This window comes from Breoghania corrubedonensis, assembly GCF_003053845.1.
GTDB lineage: Bacteria > Pseudomonadota > Alphaproteobacteria > Rhizobiales > Stappiaceae > Breoghania > Breoghania corrubedonensis.
On the sequence record NZ_QAYG01000002.1, the window covers coordinates 358,738 to 377,110 of the forward strand.

23 protein-coding genes are annotated in these 18,373 nt (G+C 60.9%); 15 read left to right on the forward strand and 8 right to left on the reverse strand.

Features of this window, described 5'->3' with window-relative positions:
- Positions 1-117 precede the first annotated feature (117 nt).
- Together C8N35_RS09825 and C8N35_RS09830 are read right to left on the reverse strand one after the other, a co-directional pair.
- On the reverse strand, positions 118-1,026 hold the full coding sequence (locus C8N35_RS09825; RefSeq protein WP_245926743.1) for an alpha/beta fold hydrolase: 909 nt from the start codon (positions 1,024-1,026) through the stop codon (positions 118-120).
- On the reverse strand, positions 1,023-1,775 hold the full coding sequence (locus tag C8N35_RS09830) for an alpha/beta fold hydrolase (RefSeq protein WP_107989495.1): 753 nt from the start codon (positions 1,773-1,775) through the stop codon (positions 1,023-1,025). The genes C8N35_RS09825 and C8N35_RS09830 overlap by 4 nt, the downstream gene beginning before the upstream one ends.
- A 240-nt stretch (positions 1,776-2,015) precedes the next feature.
- On the opposite strand from C8N35_RS09830, the gene C8N35_RS09835 reads away from it, so the two are divergent.
- The 7 genes from C8N35_RS09835 to C8N35_RS09865 all read left to right on the forward strand — a co-directional run bounded on the left by C8N35_RS09835 (position 2,016) and on the right by C8N35_RS09865 (position 7,447).
- Positions 2,016-2,267: a zinc-finger domain-containing protein gene (locus tag C8N35_RS09835; protein ID WP_107989496.1), complete on the forward strand. Its 252-nt coding sequence runs from the start codon at positions 2,016-2,018 to the stop codon at positions 2,265-2,267.
- A gap of 12 nt (positions 2,268-2,279) precedes the next feature.
- A complete protein-coding gene (locus C8N35_RS09840) occupies positions 2,280-3,527 on the forward strand; it encodes an FAD-dependent monooxygenase (protein WP_107989497.1) in 1,248 nt (415 codons plus the stop codon).
- A 124-nt stretch (positions 3,528-3,651) separates the two neighbouring features.
- Positions 3,652-4,410, forward strand: a complete 759-nt coding sequence (locus tag C8N35_RS09845) for a competence/damage-inducible protein A (RefSeq protein ID WP_107989498.1) — start codon at positions 3,652-3,654, stop codon at positions 4,408-4,410.
- Positions 4,411-4,455: 45 nt separating this feature from the next.
- Complete coding sequence (gene gpt / locus C8N35_RS09850) at positions 4,456-4,962, forward strand: xanthine phosphoribosyltransferase (RefSeq protein WP_107989499.1); 507 nt, start codon at positions 4,456-4,458, stop codon at positions 4,960-4,962.
- Between the two features lie 275 nt (positions 4,963-5,237).
- Positions 5,238-5,603: a hypothetical protein gene (locus C8N35_RS09855; protein ID WP_146177366.1), complete on the forward strand. Its 366-nt coding sequence runs from the start codon at positions 5,238-5,240 to the stop codon at positions 5,601-5,603.
- 215 nt (positions 5,604-5,818) lie between these two features.
- Positions 5,819-6,490, forward strand: coding sequence for a L,D-transpeptidase (locus tag C8N35_RS09860; RefSeq protein ID WP_107989661.1), 672 nt, complete (start codon positions 5,819-5,821; stop codon positions 6,488-6,490).
- A 201-nt stretch (positions 6,491-6,691) separates the two neighbouring features.
- A complete protein-coding gene (locus C8N35_RS09865; protein WP_107989501.1) occupies positions 6,692-7,447 on the forward strand; it encodes a DUF4396 domain-containing protein in 756 nt (251 codons plus the stop codon).
- 38 nt (positions 7,448-7,485) lie between these two features.
- Here the strand turns inward: C8N35_RS09865 and sfsA are convergent, their stop codons facing one another.
- The 4 genes from sfsA to C8N35_RS09885 all read right to left on the reverse strand — a co-directional run bounded on the left by sfsA (position 7,486) and on the right by C8N35_RS09885 (position 11,100).
- Entirely contained in the window at positions 7,486-8,184 is a 699-nt protein-coding gene (gene sfsA / locus C8N35_RS09870; protein WP_107989502.1) for a DNA/RNA nuclease SfsA, read from the reverse strand.
- A gap of 163 nt (positions 8,185-8,347) precedes the next feature.
- Entirely contained in the window at positions 8,348-9,139 is a 792-nt protein-coding gene (locus tag C8N35_RS09875; protein WP_107989503.1) for an ABC transporter ATP-binding protein, read from the reverse strand.
- Complete coding sequence (locus C8N35_RS09880; RefSeq protein WP_107989504.1) at positions 9,136-10,017, reverse strand: ABC transporter permease; 882 nt, start codon at positions 10,015-10,017, stop codon at positions 9,136-9,138. Before C8N35_RS09880 ends, C8N35_RS09875 begins: the two co-directional genes overlap by 4 nt.
- A gap of 105 nt (positions 10,018-10,122) precedes the next feature.
- Entirely contained in the window at positions 10,123-11,100 is a 978-nt protein-coding gene (locus tag C8N35_RS09885) for an ABC transporter substrate-binding protein (protein ID WP_107989505.1), read from the reverse strand.
- A gap of 349 nt (positions 11,101-11,449) precedes the next feature.
- Between C8N35_RS09885 and C8N35_RS09890 the strand changes: the two genes are divergently transcribed.
- From C8N35_RS09890 to C8N35_RS09905, 4 genes are all read left to right on the forward strand, one after another.
- Positions 11,450-11,956: an STM3941 family protein gene (locus C8N35_RS09890; RefSeq protein ID WP_107989506.1), complete on the forward strand. Its 507-nt coding sequence runs from the start codon at positions 11,450-11,452 to the stop codon at positions 11,954-11,956.
- Positions 11,957-12,619: 663 nt separating this feature from the next.
- Positions 12,620-12,973: a DUF2513 domain-containing protein gene (locus C8N35_RS09895; RefSeq protein WP_107989507.1), complete on the forward strand. Its 354-nt coding sequence runs from the start codon at positions 12,620-12,622 to the stop codon at positions 12,971-12,973.
- A gap of 30 nt (positions 12,974-13,003) precedes the next feature.
- Entirely contained in the window at positions 13,004-13,405 is a 402-nt protein-coding gene (locus C8N35_RS09900; RefSeq protein WP_245926744.1) for a hypothetical protein, read from the forward strand.
- A gap of 20 nt (positions 13,406-13,425) precedes the next feature.
- Entirely contained in the window at positions 13,426-13,872 is a 447-nt protein-coding gene (locus C8N35_RS09905; RefSeq protein WP_107989509.1) for a hypothetical protein, read from the forward strand.
- A gap of 378 nt (positions 13,873-14,250) precedes the next feature.
- Here C8N35_RS09905 and C8N35_RS09910 read toward each other — a convergent pair whose 3' ends face one another.
- On the reverse strand, positions 14,251-14,610 hold the full coding sequence (locus C8N35_RS09910; protein ID WP_107989510.1) for a hypothetical protein: 360 nt from the start codon (positions 14,608-14,610) through the stop codon (positions 14,251-14,253).
- Positions 14,611-14,740: 130 nt separating this feature from the next.
- Here C8N35_RS09910 and C8N35_RS09915 point away from each other — a divergent pair, with 130 nt between their 5' ends.
- From C8N35_RS09915 to C8N35_RS09925, 4 genes are read left to right on the forward strand one after another with little or no spacing between them, the layout of a single operon-like run.
- The gene (locus C8N35_RS09915; RefSeq protein WP_281261774.1) at positions 14,741-16,312 is read left to right on the forward strand and encodes a recombinase family protein; all 1,572 of its coding nucleotides are present in this window, start codon (positions 14,741-14,743) and stop codon (positions 16,310-16,312) included.
- The gene (locus tag C8N35_RS24425; RefSeq protein WP_342753493.1) at positions 16,312-16,710 is read left to right on the forward strand and encodes a ParB N-terminal domain-containing protein; all 399 of its coding nucleotides are present in this window, start codon (positions 16,312-16,314) and stop codon (positions 16,708-16,710) included. Before C8N35_RS09915 ends, C8N35_RS24425 begins: the two co-directional genes overlap by 1 nt.
- 17 nt (positions 16,711-16,727) lie before the next feature.
- Positions 16,728-17,207 (forward strand): plasmid partitioning protein RepB C-terminal domain-containing protein, encoded by a 480-nt coding sequence (locus C8N35_RS24430; RefSeq protein ID WP_342753494.1) that lies wholly within the window; start codon positions 16,728-16,730, stop codon positions 17,205-17,207.
- A complete protein-coding gene (locus tag C8N35_RS09925; RefSeq protein WP_107989512.1) occupies positions 17,204-18,109 on the forward strand; it encodes a plasmid partitioning protein RepB C-terminal domain-containing protein in 906 nt (301 codons plus the stop codon). Before C8N35_RS24430 ends, C8N35_RS09925 begins: the two co-directional genes overlap by 4 nt.
- Here C8N35_RS09925 and C8N35_RS24500 read toward each other — a convergent pair.
- Complete coding sequence (locus C8N35_RS24500; protein ID WP_146177368.1) at positions 18,080-18,349, reverse strand: thermonuclease family protein; 270 nt, start codon at positions 18,347-18,349, stop codon at positions 18,080-18,082. The genes C8N35_RS09925 and C8N35_RS24500 overlap by 30 nt on opposite strands.
- Positions 18,350-18,373: the final 24 nt, after the last annotated feature.

An 18,373-nucleotide genomic window follows, 5' to 3' on the forward strand; every position in this document is an offset into this window, starting at 1 on the left:
ACTCGCGTTTTTCGCCTCCCGAGAGCACGCTCACGCCATCCTGAATCATTTTGCAGGGGCCTGTCGGCGGCATGAGAGGAACCGCTTAAGCGACTCTCCCGCTGGCACTTTTCGCGATCAGCTCGCGCCGAGCGAGCGGATGAAATCGATCGCGGCATCGGCGAAGATATCGTTGCGATCGCCCGCCACCATGTGGCCCGCACCGGTCACGTCGCAGTAGCGCGCATGCGGAACAAGTTCCATAAAATGGCGCGCGCTCTCCTCCGGGACGAGTTCCGAACTGCCGCCCCGCACCAGCAGGAGGGGAATAGTCAAACCACGTGCCACCTCCTCCATCCGCCTCATGTCCTCGAGCGCGGTGGAGTTGACGCTGAACGCTCCCATCAGGAAACGCGGATCCCAGTGCCAGCGATAGCGGCCGTCCTCGTGCAGCCGAAGATTCTTGCGAAGCCCCTCCGTGGACCGTGGCCGCTTGCGGTTGGGCAGATAGGCGGCGACCGCATCGGCCGCCTCGTCGACGGAACCGAAGCCCTCGTGCATGCGCTCGGCCATGAAGCCGGTGATACGGCCGACGCCTTCGGGGTCCATGCGCGGCACCACATCAACCAGCACCAGAGCCCGCAGCACACCCTGCGCGCGCTCCCCTTGCGCCAGCGTGGAGGCGATGCCGCCGAGCGAGGCACCGATCGCGACAGGCGCGGCGCCGAAGTCGCGCCCGATCGCCTCCGCCACGGCAACGATATCGGCGGCATAGTCGCGGAACCGGTAGTGGCCGCCCTCCACCCAGTCGCTTTCGCCATGGCCGCGCTGGTCGATGACGATGGCACTCATGCCATCGCGCGCCAGCCGCTCCGCCGTTCCCGCCCACGAATAGCGCGTCTGTCCCCCACCATGGACGAGCAGCACCGGCGCGCCTTGCTTGCCGGTATCATAGACGTCGCCCGCGAGCCGGTTGCCTTCCGCTCCTTCCAGATCGAGCGTCCTCTGACGCACATCCCTCACCTGTTCTCCTCCCGCGAAATTCACGCCGTCTCCTCCAGAAAATCGAGCACGCCCTGCTTGTAGACCTTGTCGCCCACCGCCAGCATGTGATCGCGCCGGGGAATATCGAGGACGCGGGCATCGCGCATCAGATCGGCGAGCTTCTGCGCGGAGCCCGAAATCTCGTCGCGCGTGCCCACAGCCACCATCACGGGCACCGAAATGCGGCCCACATCCTGCTCGCTGATCTTCTGGCGCGAGGAGCGCATGCAGGCGGCAAGCGAGCCACGGTCGGAACCGGTCTGATCCGCGAACTTTCGAAACGACCGCCCCACCGGATCAGCCACGTCCTCGATTGACACCGCCTCCAGGGCCTGCGCGATCGGCTCGGGATCCCCCACCCCTGTGACCATGCCATAGCCAAGCCCGCCGAAAATCGCGCGCCGCACCCGCTCGGGATGATTAAGCGCCAGAAAGGCGGTGATGCGAGCCCCCATGGAATAGCCCATCACGTCCGCGACCGGGATTGCCAGATGGTCCAGCAGACGGCGGGCGTCCTCCGCCATGATCGGCGCGCCGTAGGCTTCTGGATCATGGATCTTGGCGCTTTTGCCGTGGCCGCGATTGTCGATCGCAATAACGCGCCGGCCCGCCTGAACGAGCAGACCGACCCAGCCCGTATGGACCCAGTTGACGTCCTTGTTGGAGGCGAAGCCGTGGATGAGCAGGATCGGTTCGCCCTCCCCTTCGTCGAGATAGGCGATGTCGATTTCGTCGGAATTGAATAAGGGCATGATGATCTGACGTTTACGTAAAGGACACAATGTGCGGAACACGACACTAGGGCCTCGAACCCGCCGGGGAAAGAGGGAGAACGCAACGAGAAGAGACGCAAGTGTAAGCCGAGGCAAGCGCCAGGGAACCGGAACGGCAATGCAGCGGCATTGCGTCTTGACGCGAAATACCTCTACCAATCGGACAATCGGCTCGTTATTGTCGCGCCGACAACCAGCAGATGAGATTGGATCGACACCATGGCGGATCAGGTCATTCCCCATTTCCAGAATGACGGCGGTGTAGAAACCATCAGGATCGGCGCACGGGAATTCATGTGCATCGGCGCGACGCCGCCGTTCGATCATCCGCATGTTTTCCTCGACATGGGCGCCGACGCGTCCATCGTCTGTCCCTATTGCTCCACGCACTACGTTCACGACGCCGAACTTGCCCCCGGCGTCTCGGACCCGGCAGGCTGCCTGTGGGCGCCGGCGGAGGCCGCGGAATAGTCGCGGAATGCCATGACAAGCCCCAGCACACGGGGCCCCGGGCCTGACGGTTCTCCCGACGAGGAGAATGACGCGTCCGCGGCCAGCAACCCCACACGGCGCATTGTCGTTGCCGGCGGCGGCATCGGTGGCTTGACAGCCGCGCTGGCGCTCGAGCGTGTCGGCTTTTCGGTCCTGGTTCTGGAACGTTCGGACAAGCTTGGCGAAGTCGGCGCCGGCATCCAGATCTCGCCCAATGCCTGGCGTGTGCTGGACGAACTTGGCGCCATACCCGCGACGGAAGCCGCGATGGTCTACCCGGAAGCGACCCGCATCGGCTCGGCACGCGCCGGCGGCATCGTCGGCCGCGTGCCCTTCGGCGAAACGGCCAGGCATCGCTATGGCGCACCCTACGCGGTGATTCACCGCGGCGATCTGCACGCCGGCCTTGCGGAGACCGCGCGCTCACGTCCCGGCATCGAGATCCATCTCGGCATGGCCGTGGCCGACGCGCAGGAGGACGAGGACGGGATCACCGTCGAGATCCAGGGCAGCGAAGGCGTCTCCAGCTATCGTGCCGAAGCTTTGATCGCGGCCGATGGCGTCTGGTCCACCGTACGCCGCCGCCTGCTGCGGCTGCCGTCCGCCGATTATTCCGGTCGCGTCGCCTTCCGCGCCACCGTGCCCGTGGAAGCGGCGCCGGACCTGGCCAGCTTCACCGGATTATGGATGGGCGAGAAATCCCATCTCGTTCACTATCCCATCAGCGCCGGACGCGAGATCAACCTGGTCGCCATCGTGGAAAGCGACTGGCACGAGGAAACGTGGTCGGCCCCGGCCGAACGCGACGAGGTTCTGGGCTATTTCAAGGACTGGCCGCAGGAGCCCCGGCGGTTACTGGAGCACCCGCACAACTGGCTCAAGTGGGCGCTGTGCGATATCGGCCCCGGCGCGATCTGGGCGGAGGGACGCATCGCGCTGCTTGGCGACGCCGCCCATGCGATGTTGCCTTTCATGGCCCAGGGCGGGGCGATGGCGATCGAGGACGCTTACGTCGTCGCGCGTTGCCTGGCCAACGACCCCGATGTCGACGAGGCGCTGCTGGCTTACGAGCGCGCCCGCAAGGACCGGGTGGAGCGCGTCATGCGCACGGCCCGCGACAATGCCCGTACCTATCACATGAAGGGCATGATGGCCTTCCTGCGCGACACCGGCATTCGCTACCTTAGCGGCACGCGGCTGCTATCGCGCTTCGACTGGATCTACGACTGGCGCCCGTGAACGGTTCCCGCCACGGAGCCTGTGCGACGGCTTTTCCCGCCGCGAGCAACTTTTTGTCCGCGCCTATTTCCCACGGCGGTCAAGTTGTTCTAAGACATCCGGCCTGACGATCAGGAGACGGAAAATGGGCGAGGCCGCGAATTCGGCTGACGACGACATCGTGACGGCGGGTTTCGTCGTCATCGGCGACGAAATCCTGTCCGGGCGTACGAAGGACAAGAACATCGGCTATCTCGCCGATTTCCTGACCGCGCACGGCATTGATCTGGCCGAGGTACGCATCGTACCCGACGAGACCGGCCGCATCGTGGAGGCGGTCAGGGCACTGAGCGCGCGCTACACCCACGTCTTCACATCCGGCGGCATCGGCCCCACCCACGATGACATCACCGCCGATGCGATCGCTGCCGCCTTCGGTGTTGGCATCGACTTTCATCCCGAAGCGGTGGCGCTGCTGTCGGCGCGCTACGGCAATGCCGACCTGACCCAGGCGCGCATGCGCATGGCCCGCATTCCCGACGGCGCGAGCCTGATCCCCAATTCCGTTTCCCAGGCCCCCGGCTTCAAGATCGGCAACGTGCATGTCATGGCGGGCGTGCCCGCCGTCTTCGAGGCGATGCTGGAGGCGCTCGGCCCCACGCTCGCGCATGGCAGGCTGGTCCTTTCGCGCGCAATCGAGGCGCACATGGCCGAAGGCCGCGTCGCCGACGACCTGCGCCGCATCCAGGACGCCCATACGGGTGTCGCGATCGGCTCCTATCCGCAATATGACGGCAAGACCTACTCCACCCAACTGGTGGTCCGTTCACGTGACGAGGCGCTCCTGGAGCGTGTCGTTGGCGAAATCGAGGAAGCGCTCGCGCGCCTTCGCGCCGAAGCCTGATACAAACAACCAAGACAAGACAGATCACAGGAAGGTTCAAGACCGATGGAACAGGGGCAGCCAAAGGCCTTTCCCGTTCACTGGGAGCAGTTTCACCGCGACGCACGCGCACTTGCGTGGCGGCTCGCCAGCCAGGGCGAATGGAAGGCGATCGTGTGCATCACACGTGGCGGCCTCGTGCCGGCTGCGATCGTGGCGCGCGAGCTCGGCATCCGCAATATCGAGACGGTGTGCATCGCCTCCTACCACGACTACAAGGACCAGGGCTCGCTTGAGGTGATCAAGCCGATCGACCCCGAGGTCATCGGGCTCGATGGCGGCGAGGGTGCCGGCGTTCTGGTGATCGACGATCTGGTCGATTCCGGCAACACCGCCGCCGTCGTGCGCAAGATGCTGCCCAAGGCCCATTTCGCCACCGTCTACGCCAAGCCCAAGGGCCGCCCCCAGATCGACACCTTCATCACCGAGGTTTCGCAGGATACGTGGATCTATTTCCCGTGGGACATGGGCTTCACCTTCCAGCCGCCGCTGACCAAGGATACCCAGGGCTAGAGCGCTTTCCGACCAAGCGAAATCGTTTGGTCGATAAGAAACCGCTTCAGATCAGTATCTTGAGCATATTCCGATCAGATTGAGTAAATCTGATCGGAATATGCTCTAGGTGTGGCCCCATAAATTCGATTGGATTGGTTTGGCTGAGCGGGTCGGGAGCGCCGGCGGAACACCCGCGCGCCCGGCTCCGGCCCAGCGCACTCGACATCCCCAGTGACGCAAACGTGATCACGCTCCGTTTTCGTCTTTCGCCGCCCGTTGGTATCACCACCTCCATGAAATCCCGATCCATCCGCCTTGCGCTGCATGTCTTCGCCACCCTGTTGCTGGTGGCCGCCGTTGTCACGGGCACATGGCAGCAAAGCCACGTTCTGCGTCAGCAGACCAACGAATTGCCCTCCGCGCCGCAGGAACGGATCGTCGCGCGCGTCGAAACCACGGCACGCAGCGTTCAGACCGGCCAGACGGGGGGAACGGGAACGGATCGCCCCTGCCCGCGGCTTCTCCACCTGGATGCAACGCTTTCCCCCGCCCCGTCGGGCGCCGCGCGCGCAAATCGCGTGATCGCGCTGGAAATGGCGGCTCTGCTCGCCCCCGAGGAATACACCCTCGGCGTCGCCACGCCCCCGCCGCGCGCCTGACCGCGTTTCCCGGCCAAACACGCAGATCCGCGCATTGCCCCCGTCAGGGATCCCATTCTATTGGCCACTCTGTGAGCCAATTCATGGGGAATAAGCGCCGCGTGCGTGCCGGAATAAAGACTCCGTTAACCATAAACGGTTGAAATCCCAACGGCCCAGGAAACCGGCGCAGTGGCGCACGGCCGGGTCGAATTCAGGAAATTTCCGTCATGTCCATGACCCGACGCAGCTTCATCGTCTCGGCTTCCGCATTCGCGCTCGCCGGCTGCCAGACCACAGGTAACGGCTCGGGGCTCAATCTCGCCGCCAATCCGCCGATCGAAACCAATCCGAAGACGATCTATGCCGCCAAGCCCGATGAGCAGTTTCCGCTTCCCGCGGTCAATCTCAACAAGCTCGACCCGAAGTTCTACCGTCAGGTGGTGAACTACACCTCCCCCGAGCCGGCGGGCACGATCATCGTCGACACGCCCAACCGCTTCCTCTATCTGACGATGAAGGACGACAAGGCCGTGCGCTACGGCGTCGGCATCGGCCGGGCCGGCTTTTCCTGGGGCGGACGCGCCGAGATCGCCTGGAAGCGCCCCTGGCCAACCTGGACGCCGCCCAAGGAGATGATCAAGCGCCAGCCGGAGCTAAAGAAATACGCCGACGGCATGGAACCCGGCCTGCACAATCCGCTAGGCGCGCGCGCTCTCTATATCTACGAAAACGGCAAGGATACGCTCTACCGTCTGCACGGAACGCCCGAGGTCGCGTCCATCGGCAAGGCCGTCTCGTCGGGCTGCGTGCGGCTGATCAACCAGGACATCTGCGATCTCTACGAACGCGTCCCGCCGCACACCCGCATCGTCGTCCTGCAGAAGAAGGGCAGCCTGATCGGGTAAAGGCGAACGTTTCGCCTCGGGGAACCGATTACACGCGGAGCCGTTGGGTAAGGGTCACGATCTTCGAACGGAAGGACCCTGCCCGATGGTTTACGACTGGCTTTCAACCCTGTGTTTTGCCTCCGCCGTTCTCGGCTTCGTTTCCTTCCTGGTCATCGCTCACGACCGTCCCGAAAAGGCTGGATGGGACGGTTGAGCCCAATGACCTTGGACACGTCTATCGTCCCGCTCTGGCTTCACGCCCTGTCCCTGATCTCCCTCGCGCTCGGCCTGGTGTGCTGCGTGATCATCGCCGTGGACGAGGTTCGCGACCCGCAGCACATGTGGATCATGAACCTCGTCTGGCCCGTGGTCGCGCTGTTCGCATCGCTCATGGCGCTGTGGGGCTATTATCGCTACGGAAAGTCGGCCACGCAAAGCCGTATGGCGGCGCACCGGCACGGCGGCCATGACCATCACCAGCATGGTTCCGATACCCCCTTCGCGGTTGCAGTGGGCAAGGGCGCCAGCCATTGCGGCGCCGGCTGCACCATTGGCGACATTATCGCGGAACCGCTCGTCGCCCTGTTTCCCGCCGTCGCCGTCTGGTTCGGCTATCACACCCTGTTTTCGGAAAAGATCTTCGCCGTCTGGGTGCTGGATTTCATCCTCGCCTTCGCCATCGGCATCGCCTTCCAGTATTTCGCGATCAAGCCAATGCGCGGGCTCTCGGTCGGCGAGGGACTGAAGGAGGCAGTGAAGGCCGATGCCCTGTCGCTGACCTCATGGCAGATCGGCATGTACGGCTTCATGGCGATCGCCCATTTCTGGCTTTTCGCGCATGTGCTCGGCGTGACGCTCTCGTCCGGCATGGTCGAGTTCTGGTTCATGATGCAGATCGCCATGCTGTGCGGCTTCGCCACCGCCTATCCGGTCAACTGGTGGCTGATCAGGGCGGGCATCAAGGAAGCGATGTGAGGTGAGGCGAGACGCTGCGATAAGCGCCGCCGTGCCGCCTAACCCAGAACCGGGATCGGCCTTGCCGCGCGGATCTCGTCCTGCGTGATCTCGCACACGATCGCCACCGCTTCCACGCCGCGCGAACGGGCGATATCGAACGCCTCGCCATAGGCCGGGTCGATGTCACGGGCGAGCGCGAAGCGTTCCGCGCCCGGATACTGCACCAGATAGACCATCACCGCGCGATGCCCGGCCGCCACCATGTCGCCGAGTTCGACAAGATGCTTGGCGCCGCGCGCGGTCACCGCGTCGGGGAATTCGGCAAGGCCCGGTTCGCGCATCAGGTTGACGTTCTTGACCTCGACATAGGCCGTTGGCCGTTCCGGGTCTTCCAGCAGGATGTCGACCCGGGAGTTCTTGCCATATTTGACCTCGCGCCGGAGCGTCGCATAGCCGGAAAGCTCCGCGATCGCGCCGACGAGGATCGCCTCTTCCACCAGGGCATTGGGCCTCGCGGTGGAAACCCCCACCAGCACGCCGCCCACCTCCACCAGTTCCCACGAATGGGAGAGCTTGCGCTTGGGATTGTCGGAAACGGACAGCCAGACCCTGCTGCCCGGCATCGCGAGCCCCATCATCGAGCCGGGGTTGGCGCAATGGGCCGTGATCATCGAGCCGTCGGAGAACTCGATGTCGGCGAGGAAGCGCTTGTAGCGTTTGATCAGACGTCCAGGGACGAGAGGAGGGAGTTTCATGAGCTTTCCGATAGCGCGTCGCACCGTCACACGCAACGGCGCGCATAACGCTTGAGCATATTCCGATCAGATTTATTCAATCGGATCGGAATATGCTCAAGGTATTGATCTGGAGCGGTTTCTTGTCGACCAAATGATTCCGCTTGGTCGGAAAGCGCTCTCGTCACAGCAACAGCGCGTCGTCCTCGATTTCCTGTCCACGCACCTTGCGGAACATGTCGACGAGATCGTCGACACCGAGGCCCTTGCGCTCATCGCCCTTCACGTCGAGCACGATCCTGCCTTCATGCAGCATTACCGTGCGCGTACCGGCATCGAGCGCCTGGCGCATCGAATGGGTAACCATCAGCGTGGTGAGCCCCAGTTCCGCCTGAAAGCGGCAGGTGAGTTCCAGAACGAAAGCCGCCATGTGCGGATCGAGCGCGGCGGTATGCTCATCGAGCAGCAAGACCTCGCAGCCCGCAAGCGTTGCCATGACAAGCGAGACCGCCTGCCGCTGGCCGCCGGACAGAAGGCCCATCTGGTCTTCCAGCCGGTTTTCAAGCCCGAGGCCCAGTTCCGCGATGCGCTCCCTGAACAGCGTGCGGCGCGATCTGGAAAGCGCGCTGGCGAGCCCCCGGCTGCGCCCACGCGCCGCCGCCAGCGCCAGGTTCTCCTCGATCGACAGCGTGCCGCACGAGCCCGCCAGCGGGTCCTGGAAGACGCGGGCGACGAGACCGGCGCGCCGTGCCGCCGCCCGGCGGGTGACGTCCGTCTCGCCGATCACGATCGATCCCTCGCTTGCCATCACGTCGCCGGCCACAGCGCCCAGAAGCGTCGACTTGCCAGCCCCGTTGGAGCCGATCAGCGTCACGAATTCTCCCGGTTCGACGGTGAAGTCGACGCCGTTCAGCGCGCGCTTTTCCAAAGGCGTACCGGGATTGAAGGTGACGCCCAGATGCGAGACGCGGATCATGCCGCCCTCCCCTTCTTGCGAAGCCGCGGCAGAATCAGCGCGATCGCCACGAGGACGGCGGTGACGAGATTGAGATCGGAGGCCTTGAGGCCGATCACGTCGGCCGAAAGCGCGAGCTGCACCGCGATGCGATAGACCACCGAGCCGATCACTGCGCCGATCAGCGCGATCGTCACCAGCCGGCTGGGCAGCAGGGTCTCGCCGATGATCACCGCCGCCAGCCCGACGACGATCGTGCCGACACCCGATGTCACGTCCGCGAAACCGTTGGTCTGGGCGAACAGTGCGCCAGCCAGCCCGACAAGCGCGTTGGAAAGCGCCATGCCGACATAGATTTGCAGGTCGGTGCGCACCCCTTGCGCCCGTGCCATGCGCGCATTTGCGCCAGTGGCGCGCATCGCAAGGCCGAACTCGGAGCGCAGGAACCACGCGACCAGCGCCACCGCGATCACCACCAGCACGAAGCAGAAGGCCGGACGCACGTAATAGTCCGGCATGCCCAGCCCGTAGAACGGCGTGAGCACCGTGTCTTCGGTCAGCAGCGCCACGTTCGGTCGGCCCATCACCCTGAGGTCGATCGAGAACAGCGCGGTCATGGTGAGGATCGAGGCCAGCAGGTGCAGGATCTTGAAGCGCACGTTGAGTGTCGCTGTGACGATGCCCGCCACCGCGCCTGCCCCCATCGCGGCCAGCGTCGCCAGCCAGGGGTTCACACCGTGAATGAGCAGGACCGCGGACGTGGCCGCGCCCAGCGGCATCGAGCCGTCGACGGTGAGATCGGGAAAATCGAGCACGCGGAAGGCGAGATAGACCCCAAGCGCGACGAAGGCGTAGACGAGGCCGAGTTCGACGGCCCCCCAGAAGGCGATTTCAGTCACGGTCTTTTCCGCGATTTGAGGTGAAGTGGAGCAATCCTGCCCGAAAAAGAAAACCGCCGCGCCCCAATGGCGCGACGGTTTCCCGGTTTAAGCGGCCAAAGCCGGCTATTCAACCACCTTGGAGGCGCGTTCGATCACCGCATCGGGAATAGTCACGCCCATCTTTTTGGCAGACGCCGGATTGACGACGAGGTTCGTGCCCTTGGCGACCTCGACATCGATATCGCCGGCGGGGGTGCCCTTGAGGATCTGGACGACCTTCGCGCCCGTCTGTTTGCCGACGTCGAAATAGTTGAAGCCGAGCGCTGCCAGCGCGCCGCGCGGAACCGAATCCGTGTCGGCGGCGTAGAGCGGGAGCTTGTTTTCCTGCGCCACCTTCACCGCCGCCTCGAACGCGGAAACGATGGTGTTGTCGGTCGGCACGTAGACCGCATCCGCCTTGCCGACGAGCGCGCGCATGGCCTGCTGCACTTCCGCCGTCTTGGTCGCGGTCGATTCGACGACCTTCAGTCCCGCCTTGCCGGCGACGTCCGTCAGCACCTTCAAGGTGGAGACGGAATTCGCCTCGCCCGGATTGTAGAGGTAGCCGATGGTCTTGATGTCCGGCGTGATCTCCTGCATCAGCGCGATCTGGTCGGCGATGGGAGACGCATCGGAAACGCCGGTGATGTTGCCGCCGGGCTTTTCCATCTGCTTGATGAGCTGCGCGCCGACCGGATCGGTGATCGCGGAAAAGACGATCGGGATCGACTTGGTGGCCGCCGCCACCGCCTGGGCCGAGGGCGTGGAGATCGGGACGATCACATCCGGGCTTTCGCCGACAAACTGGCGCGCGATCTGGGTCGCGGTCGCCGGATTGCCCTGGGCGCTTTCATAAATGAACTTGAGGTTCTCGCCTTCCTTGTAGCCGGCCGCCTCCAGCGCCGCCTTCACGCCGTCGCGGCAGGCATCGAGAGCCGGATGCTCGACGATGGCGGTCACGGCGACAGTGACGGTGTCGGCGGCCAGGGCCGGCTGGCCGGACAGCGCGGCCGGCACGGCAAGGCCGGCGGCAAGGCTGAGCGGCAAAATGAATTTGCGCATGAAATGAACTCCCGTTTAGAGCAACCCGCTTTCCAAGTGCCAGGGCATGGCACGCTCTCACGAACCCGCCATTGTCAGGCGGCGCCCTTCCATCGCTGCGCAGGCGCGTGAGGGTCCTGAGAGACGACGAATTGATCTTTGTGTCAATGTCGCACACCCCGCAGCGGTGTCTGGCGCGTACAACCCTTCCGTGCGCCGATCCGCCGCTATTGCGATGACGCAACAGCATCAGGCATTTGTTCGGAATGCTCGGCGAAACCGCCCGAAGAAAGGCGAATTCGTTTCATTTCCAGTACGCGTGCCGCTAGGGTGTGGCACTGAAACCACACACCTTGAGATCGAACCCGTCATGACCCTCTCCGCCCGATACGACCGCAAGAAACTGACAGTCCTGCTGATCGTCAGTCTCGTCTTCACGGGCGTCAGCTATGCTCTTGCGATGACGAGCGATCCCTTCGTCTTCGGCGTGGCGCAGGTCGCCTTTCTCTTCTTCGTCGGTTTGACGTTTCTCAACCTGATCCGCCTCATGGACGATCGCGAAGTCCTGCGCATCGACGAGGCGGGGGTTTTCGACCGGCGCCTCGCGGACGAGACGATTCCCTGGCGGGTGGTGGAGGACGTGAAGGAAATCCGAATGCTCGGCCTGCGCTTCTTCGCGGTCGTCTCCCGCGAGCCGATCACCTCGTTCATCAAGACACGCTTCAAACGGATGATGGCGTGGCTGAACAGCAAACTCGGCTTCCATCCCGTCGGCATCACCACGCACGGGTTGAACATCAGCTACGCCGATCTGCACGAGGCCTTCGCCGCCTATGCGCCCAAGCCGCAGGAAGAGAGCGAAGAACCGACGAATTAGGTGGGAAAGCGCGGCACGCAAACAGACGGGCCGCATCATCGCGAACGAACGGCACCGGAGACGAAAACGGCCCGCCGTTTCCGGCGGGCCGCGTATCGCGCAAACACCTGCTTGTCTGCTTTGATATGGAAGCTTCGTCGCCGCCTCAGTGCAGGAAACCCAGCACCCAGAGCAGCAGGATGACGGGCAAGGGGATGCCCACCAGCCACAGTATAAGTCCTCGACCCATATTCTCCTCCTGAGGCGGTTCAATGACGCAGGAAGAGAATGCGCGGGACGCCGTTTGGTTCCCCCAGACAGGGAGCGGAGCACAGGGAGCGGCAAGAGGTTCAGGGCAGGCAACGTCGCGAAATCGGGCTGGTGCGGGCGGCGGGACTCGAACCCGCATGACTTACAGCCGAGGGATTTTAAGTCCTTGATTTTATTCAGTAAAATATTGATTTCACATACGTAATTTTCGTTTTTTCTGTGTATGTGCAAGAAACTGTGCAAGAGATAGGCACGAGAACCGGTCAGAATCGCGACCAATCGACTCTCTTCCGTTGCTGCGCGGTGCCCTCCGTCGCATCTTTATCCCGAGATTACAATTTTAGACGAATGAGGATTGGGACGAAGCACTCGGCTGGCATATAATCGATGTAGTTCAACTACGAGCCCTAAGCAATGAAACGCGACGATGACTACATACGGCAAATGCTCTTCGACATTGAATCTTCGGATGAACCCTATTTTCTCGCGCCGGCATACATCAGCATGTCACCGGAAGACGAGAAGAAGCACCAACACGCCGAACTGCTTTGTGATGCAGGCTTTTTGCATCAGGTTGGCGATGGGGTCTATCGCATGACGAACCAAGGTCACGATTATCTCGCTGTCATCCGGAGCAACCAAGTCTGGGAGAAGACCAAAGAGGGTGCCGCCGCAATCGGAGGCGCGTCCCTGGGGATCATTCGCGATCTAGCCGTGGCGTATGTGAAAAAAGAAGCAGCAACGAAGCTGGGCATTGATTTAGGGTAATTAGATAGGCTGAACGCGACGGGAAGGCTTATGCCGTCTGCTAAGACGATGCCAGATACATCTCGTATTTATTCAAAAGTACTTGAAATATTCGCAAGCCCACCCAATCATCACGACATGATCAAATTACACTCCGGCTCTGCATTTTGTATCCAAGAATTATTGGAAGACGAGCGTGTGGAAACTCGTTCAGAACTGGAATGGCTCGAAAAGGATCTGGTGCAGCGCCGCGCCAGACTAGCCTACTGGGCACGGCGGAAACAGGATGCCGAAACCCTCCCCGACGTACCGGAGGACCTGAAACAGGATACGCTCTATTTTTATCGGCGGGCGGTCAGGTATCTCCAGACCGGGGAACGCCTTCGCGCCTTTCTGGTGGCGGAAATTGCCGGCCAACCGGAGCATACGTCAGCCTATCATATGGAACAGTAGTCCCCGCCTTGGGAGGCACAATGGACGACGACGAGCACCTGAAGGCACTGAACGAGAAACGAGCCGTTATCGAAGATGAGATCGGCTCGATCGACCTCGAAATCGAGCACGCTGAGCACGGTGCAATCCACACCACAGAGATCGGACGCCGGGTCGACTACCTCGGCGAACGGTATCGCAAGCTCCAGGAGCTATCGTTTGATCTCGGGAAAGTGACCGCCCGTATCGAGGATCTTCAAGAGCGCATTCAGATCAGGTGTGATTTGTCGCACGAGGCAGAAGCCGTCGACCGCTGGCAGCGCCGCCCGCCCTCCAAGGAAGACAACATCGACTGGGTGACTGCCGCCCTCGAAAACGCCAGAGCCCAACGAAGAGCGGAGCAAGGACCCGCCACACCGACACGCGAGCCCCGCGACGAGCGCGAACGGCAAGACGATGATCGCAAAGAACCGGAGCGGGACCGCTGAACTTCCTCTGACGGCACCGCGGCGTGCCCGCCGCCACCTCTCCATTTGCCCTTCCCAGCCCCTCACAGGCCTCGGCCGGCAGGGTCAAGGCCTTGGCCGCGCAGCGGGGCCGAACGGCCGCCTTGACGCGGACGCAGGGCCTGTCACCAATATGATCAGGCAAATGTTCGTAAGAGACGGTACTGGTTTTCTCCATCTATTGTGTTCTCCATCCTCCTAACTCCCTTTCGACCTCTCAATCTATGATGACAGTCCTGAGCGGCATTTGCGTTATCCGGGTATGCCCGTGGTCATCTCATCCGAATTCAACCGTGAATATGGCGAAGGCTCTTTGGAAGGCGCGGTGAGGCTGGCGTTGTTGGAGGGATAGGCCGACCATCACAGCGGATTGGACACATCGGTTGCGCGAAGCAGGTCTACGAGGATGGGACGTATATGAGCCCATTGAAGACCGACCGAGAAGTGCGGTCGATCTGCCGCCTGGAGAAAACACAGCAACACTTCATCGGAGTGGCGAGCAATGGACACCAGGTGACCGCCGTTAGGCCCATAACTTCCTGCAAACCAATGTTTTACAGTCCTTTCACTTGCACCAGTCCACCGCATAACCGTTTTGACCGCCTGATGCGTTGCGCCGAGTTCGTTCTTCAAGGCAGCCGCGACGGCCTGCCTGAATTCCCTGTCTTTGTCAGGCATTGGCTGTTTGTCGTGTAATTCCTTGCCCTTTTTGGGAAACATGTTTCCGCTCCTCAACAGCTAAACTGATGAACGCGGGGGCGACAGGCGCGACCCTGCCCGCCCCATGTTGGTGAAGTCGAGGTGTCGCCTAGCGTTTCCTCGTAACCGAAGCCGGTGGGGACGGGACGTCGTGGCGGAACAGGAAAAACATCACTCAGGCAACAACACCCCGCCTCAGAACCGCATTCGCGCGGCTGAATACGTCCGAATGTCAACCGATCACCAAGAATACTCAACCCAGAACCAAGCGGATGCGATCCGTCAATACGCCGCGGCTCGCGCGATTGATATCGTCAGAACATACGCAGATGAGGGCAAAAGTGGGCTACGGGTTGATGGCCGCGACGCGTTCAAACGCCTGATCGCCGATGTCGAGAGTGGCCGGGCTGATTTTGAGGCAATACTCGTTTATGACGTCAGCCGTTGGGGACGGTTTCAAGACACCGACGAGAGCGCGTACTACGAATACATATGCAAACGCTCTGGTATCGTCGTCCACTATTGCGCCGAGCAATTTGAAAATGATGGAAGCCCGATTGCTGCCATCATCAAGGGCGTCAAAAGTGCGATGGCGGGGGAATACAGTCGCGAGCTCTCGGTGAAGGTGTTCGCCGGCCAGGGTCGACAGATCGAATTGGGCCATCGCCAGGGCGGTCCTGCTGGTTATGGTTTTCGCCGCGCACTCATTGATCAAAGCGGTTCTTTTAAGGCTGAGCTTGCACGTGGCGAGCACAAAAGTCTGCAAACCGATCGCGTCGTGCTGGTCCACGGGCCAGCCGACGAAGTGGCTATCGTGCAAGAAATCTACCGACGCTTCGTCGAAGACCTTGTCCCGGAGAGACAGATAGCAGACGACCTCAATGCGCGAGGCATCCTCTCGGATCAGGGGCGCGCCTGGACGAAAGGTAGCATTCACCAAATCCTGATCAACGAGAAATACATCGGACATAACGTATGGAACCGAGTTTCATTCAAGCTGAAGAAAAAACGGGTCCACAACAATCCCGATATGTGGATTCGCGCTGACAACGCCTTTCCGCCCATTGTTGATCAACGCATCTTCGTCGCCGCTCGGACCATCATTCGCGAACGTTCATTCCGCCTGTCGGACGAGGAGATGTTGGACGCACTGCGAAAGCTGCGTCAGGACGCCGGCATCCTTTCCGGATTGATTATTGATGAAGCTGAAGGGCTGCCATCAAGCAGCGCCTACAGCTCGCGGTTCGGAAGCCTGCTTCAGGCCTATAAGCTGGTCGGCTACACACCAAAGAGGGACTATGAGTACGTCGAGATAAATCGCCATCTGCGGGCACTTTACCCTCAAGTACGAGCTGACATCGTTGGTGGTCTTAATGCGGTCGGATGCCAACTCCTTTCGTCACCGGAAACTCAGCTCATTTCCGTGAATGACGAACTCACGATCTCATTCATTGTCGCACGCTGCCATCGCACACGCGCCAACTCCTATCGATGGCACCTACGCTTTGACACAGGTCTTCAACCCGACATTACCATTGCGGTCAGGATGGATACGACCAACAGAAGTCCGCTCGATTATTATCTTCTACCGCGTATTGATATAGCCTCAGAGAATTTGAGGCTCGCTGAAGAAAACGGCCTCGCGATTGACGGTTATCGATTTGATTCTCTCGACCTTTTCTACGATTTATTGAGCCCACAACTCGTCACGGAGGCTGCCTGATGCCCTCGTCAGTCAATCAGCATATCGAGATGATCCCCATTGCACAGATCAATGTGCTCAATCCTCGAGCTCGCAATAAGAAAGTTCATCGGGAGATCGTTGCCAACATCGAGGCAATTGGCCTGAAGAGACCCATTACCGTTAGTTCTCGGTCCGATGCGGGAGCACAGCGCTATGATCTTGTCTGCGGAGAAGGCCGGCTTGAAGCCTTCCGTATGCTTGGCGAAACAGAGATACCTGCCATCATTGTCGACGCCTCGGAAGCTGAGTGTTTCGTCATGAGCCTGGTTGAGAACATAGCGCGGCGGCAGCACAGACCTATCGATCTGATGCACGAAATCGGCAGTCTACATAAACGCGGCTATACTGATACGCTATTGCGGAAAAAATCGGCGTGACCACGAGTTGGGTCAACATGATCGTGGTTCTCCTGAGAAACGGCGAGGAGCGGTTGTTATCAGCGGTCGAAACCGGTCTCATCCCCATCAGCTTGGCAATCAACATCGCTAGAGCCGATCACAGCGAAGTCCAGAACCTGCTGATGGATGCATACGCTGCAGGCAAAATAAAAGGTAAAAAGCTCGCTACAGTGCGCCGCATGCTCGACCAACGCATGCATCGCCACAAGGGCATTTCAGACAACGGTCTCGGCAGAACCTCACCGCGTCGAAAGATTACGGCAGCCGATCTGATGCGGCTATATCAAACCGAGGCTGAGAAGCAGCGAATCCTCGTCAAGAAGGCGAACTATGCGCAGGCCAAGCTCCTCTTCATCGTCGAGGCGCTCAAGGAACTGCTTGCCGACGATGGCTTCACGACACTTCTTCGTGCCGAACGGCTGGAAACTATGCCGCGCGCGCTCAAAATGCGAATTGACGGAAACAGCCTTTCATGAGCGACGACAAGAAAAAGGGAGTCGGAGTGCGGCTCGGGTTCGAACGCGATATCGTTTTGTTGAAGCTTGATCAAATAATTCCACTTAAATCGTTGCGTTCTGGCGCAAAAGACAGCAGGAAATATGCTCAGATCCTAAGCTCCGTACGCGCGATCGGCTTGGTAGAACCTCCGGTAGTAACCCACGACACAAAAAATAAAGGCATGTACTTTCTTCTCGACGGCCTTCTACGCGTCGAATCCTTACGAGATATGGGCCTCGATAAAGTAGAATGCCTCATTTCTACTGACGACGAGGCCTATACTTATAACAAACGCATCAACCGCCTCTCTGCTGTGCAAGAGCACCGCATGATTGTACGCGCGATGGATCGGGGCGTGCCTGCCGAGAAAATCGCCGAAGCACTCGAACTAGATGTCAGCACAATCAGGCGCCGGTTTCGTATGCTCGACGGCATCTGCGCAGAGGCTGTCCAGTTGCTCAAGGAAACCAATTGTCCCATGAAGACCTTTGAGCTTATGCGCCAGATGGCACCGATACGCCAAGTTGAGGCCGCCGATCTGATGGTTGGGCAAAATAATTATTCGACCATGTTCGCCCAAGCTCTTCTGGCAGCCACGCCCGAAAGCCAGTTGATAGACCCGCGAAAGAAGAAGCCGACACGTGGTAACCCGGTAACATCTGAGCAGATGGCCCGAATGGAGCGTGAACTGGCGAGTCTGCAAAGCCAGGTTAAGTCGGTCGAAGAAAGCTACGGGATCGACAATCTCCATCTAACCGTTGCGAAGGGCTACATCGCAAAGATGCTTTCGAATCCGCATATTGTTCATTGGCTCAAGCAGAACCGTCATGAATATCTGAGCGAGTTTCAATCAGTCGCCGAGATTGACAGCATTGCATAACGCAATTCCAACGCCAACCGTACGACCGTAGAGGTCCTGGTCCCGGCGATCGCATGCGACCTCTTTCCTAACGACCAAGTCTTCCATCGCCTTGATCGCAGCCTGGCCGCACCGCCGCGTTCCGCCGTTCAGTTTCTTGCAGGTCTGCCCGGCTTCGGGCGCATCGATCCCATTGCAAGCGGTACATCGTGCCAGCGAGCTCCAGCGTATCGCCGTCGACAACGCGCACGGTCCCGGCATAGGCGGGTAGCTGCATTGGCAAAG

Excerpts from the sequence above, each read along its gene's own strand:
- C8N35_RS09860 (WP_107989661.1), top strand. The coding sequence starts at position 5,819 with ATGACCCGACGCAGCTTCATCGTCTCGGCTTCCGCATTCGCGCTCGCC.
- C8N35_RS09845 (WP_107989498.1), top strand. The coding sequence starts at position 3,652 with ATGGGCGAGGCCGCGAATTCGGCTGACGACGACATCGTGACGGCGGGT.
- C8N35_RS24425 (WP_342753493.1), top strand. The coding sequence starts at position 16,312 with ATGCCCTCGTCAGTCAATCAGCATATCGAGATGATCCCCATTGCACAG.
- C8N35_RS09925 (WP_107989512.1), top strand. The coding sequence starts at position 17,204 with ATGAGCGACGACAAGAAAAAGGGAGTCGGAGTGCGGCTCGGGTTCGAA.
- C8N35_RS09855 (WP_146177366.1), top strand. The coding sequence starts at position 5,238 with ATGAAATCCCGATCCATCCGCCTTGCGCTGCATGTCTTCGCCACCCTG.
- C8N35_RS09865 (WP_107989501.1), top strand. The coding sequence starts at position 6,692 with ATGACCTTGGACACGTCTATCGTCCCGCTCTGGCTTCACGCCCTGTCC.
- C8N35_RS24500 (WP_146177368.1), bottom strand. The coding sequence starts at position 18,349 with ATGCCGGGACCGTGCGCGTTGTCGACGGCGATACGCTGGAGCTCGCTG.
- C8N35_RS09900 (WP_245926744.1), top strand. The coding sequence starts at position 13,004 with ATGCCGTCTGCTAAGACGATGCCAGATACATCTCGTATTTATTCAAAA.
- C8N35_RS09875 (WP_107989503.1), bottom strand. The coding sequence starts at position 9,139 with ATGATCCGCGTCTCGCATCTGGGCGTCACCTTCAATCCCGGTACGCCT.
- C8N35_RS09895 (WP_107989507.1), top strand. The coding sequence starts at position 12,620 with ATGAAACGCGACGATGACTACATACGGCAAATGCTCTTCGACATTGAA.
- C8N35_RS09830 (WP_107989495.1), bottom strand. The coding sequence starts at position 1,775 with ATGCCCTTATTCAATTCCGACGAAATCGACATCGCCTATCTCGACGAA.
- C8N35_RS24430 (WP_342753494.1), top strand. The coding sequence starts at position 16,728 with ATGATCGTGGTTCTCCTGAGAAACGGCGAGGAGCGGTTGTTATCAGCG.
- C8N35_RS09835 (WP_107989496.1), top strand. The coding sequence starts at position 2,016 with ATGGCGGATCAGGTCATTCCCCATTTCCAGAATGACGGCGGTGTAGAA.
- sfsA (WP_107989502.1), bottom strand. The coding sequence starts at position 8,184 with ATGAAACTCCCTCCTCTCGTCCCTGGACGTCTGATCAAACGCTACAAG.
- gpt (WP_107989499.1), top strand. The coding sequence starts at position 4,456 with ATGGAACAGGGGCAGCCAAAGGCCTTTCCCGTTCACTGGGAGCAGTTT.
- C8N35_RS09885 (WP_107989505.1), bottom strand. The coding sequence starts at position 11,100 with ATGCGCAAATTCATTTTGCCGCTCAGCCTTGCCGCCGGCCTTGCCGTG.
- C8N35_RS09905 (WP_107989509.1), top strand. The coding sequence starts at position 13,426 with ATGGACGACGACGAGCACCTGAAGGCACTGAACGAGAAACGAGCCGTT.
- C8N35_RS09890 (WP_107989506.1), top strand. The coding sequence starts at position 11,450 with ATGACCCTCTCCGCCCGATACGACCGCAAGAAACTGACAGTCCTGCTG.
- C8N35_RS09840 (WP_107989497.1), top strand. The coding sequence starts at position 2,280 with ATGACAAGCCCCAGCACACGGGGCCCCGGGCCTGACGGTTCTCCCGAC.
- C8N35_RS09910 (WP_107989510.1), bottom strand. The coding sequence starts at position 14,610 with ATGTTTCCCAAAAAGGGCAAGGAATTACACGACAAACAGCCAATGCCT.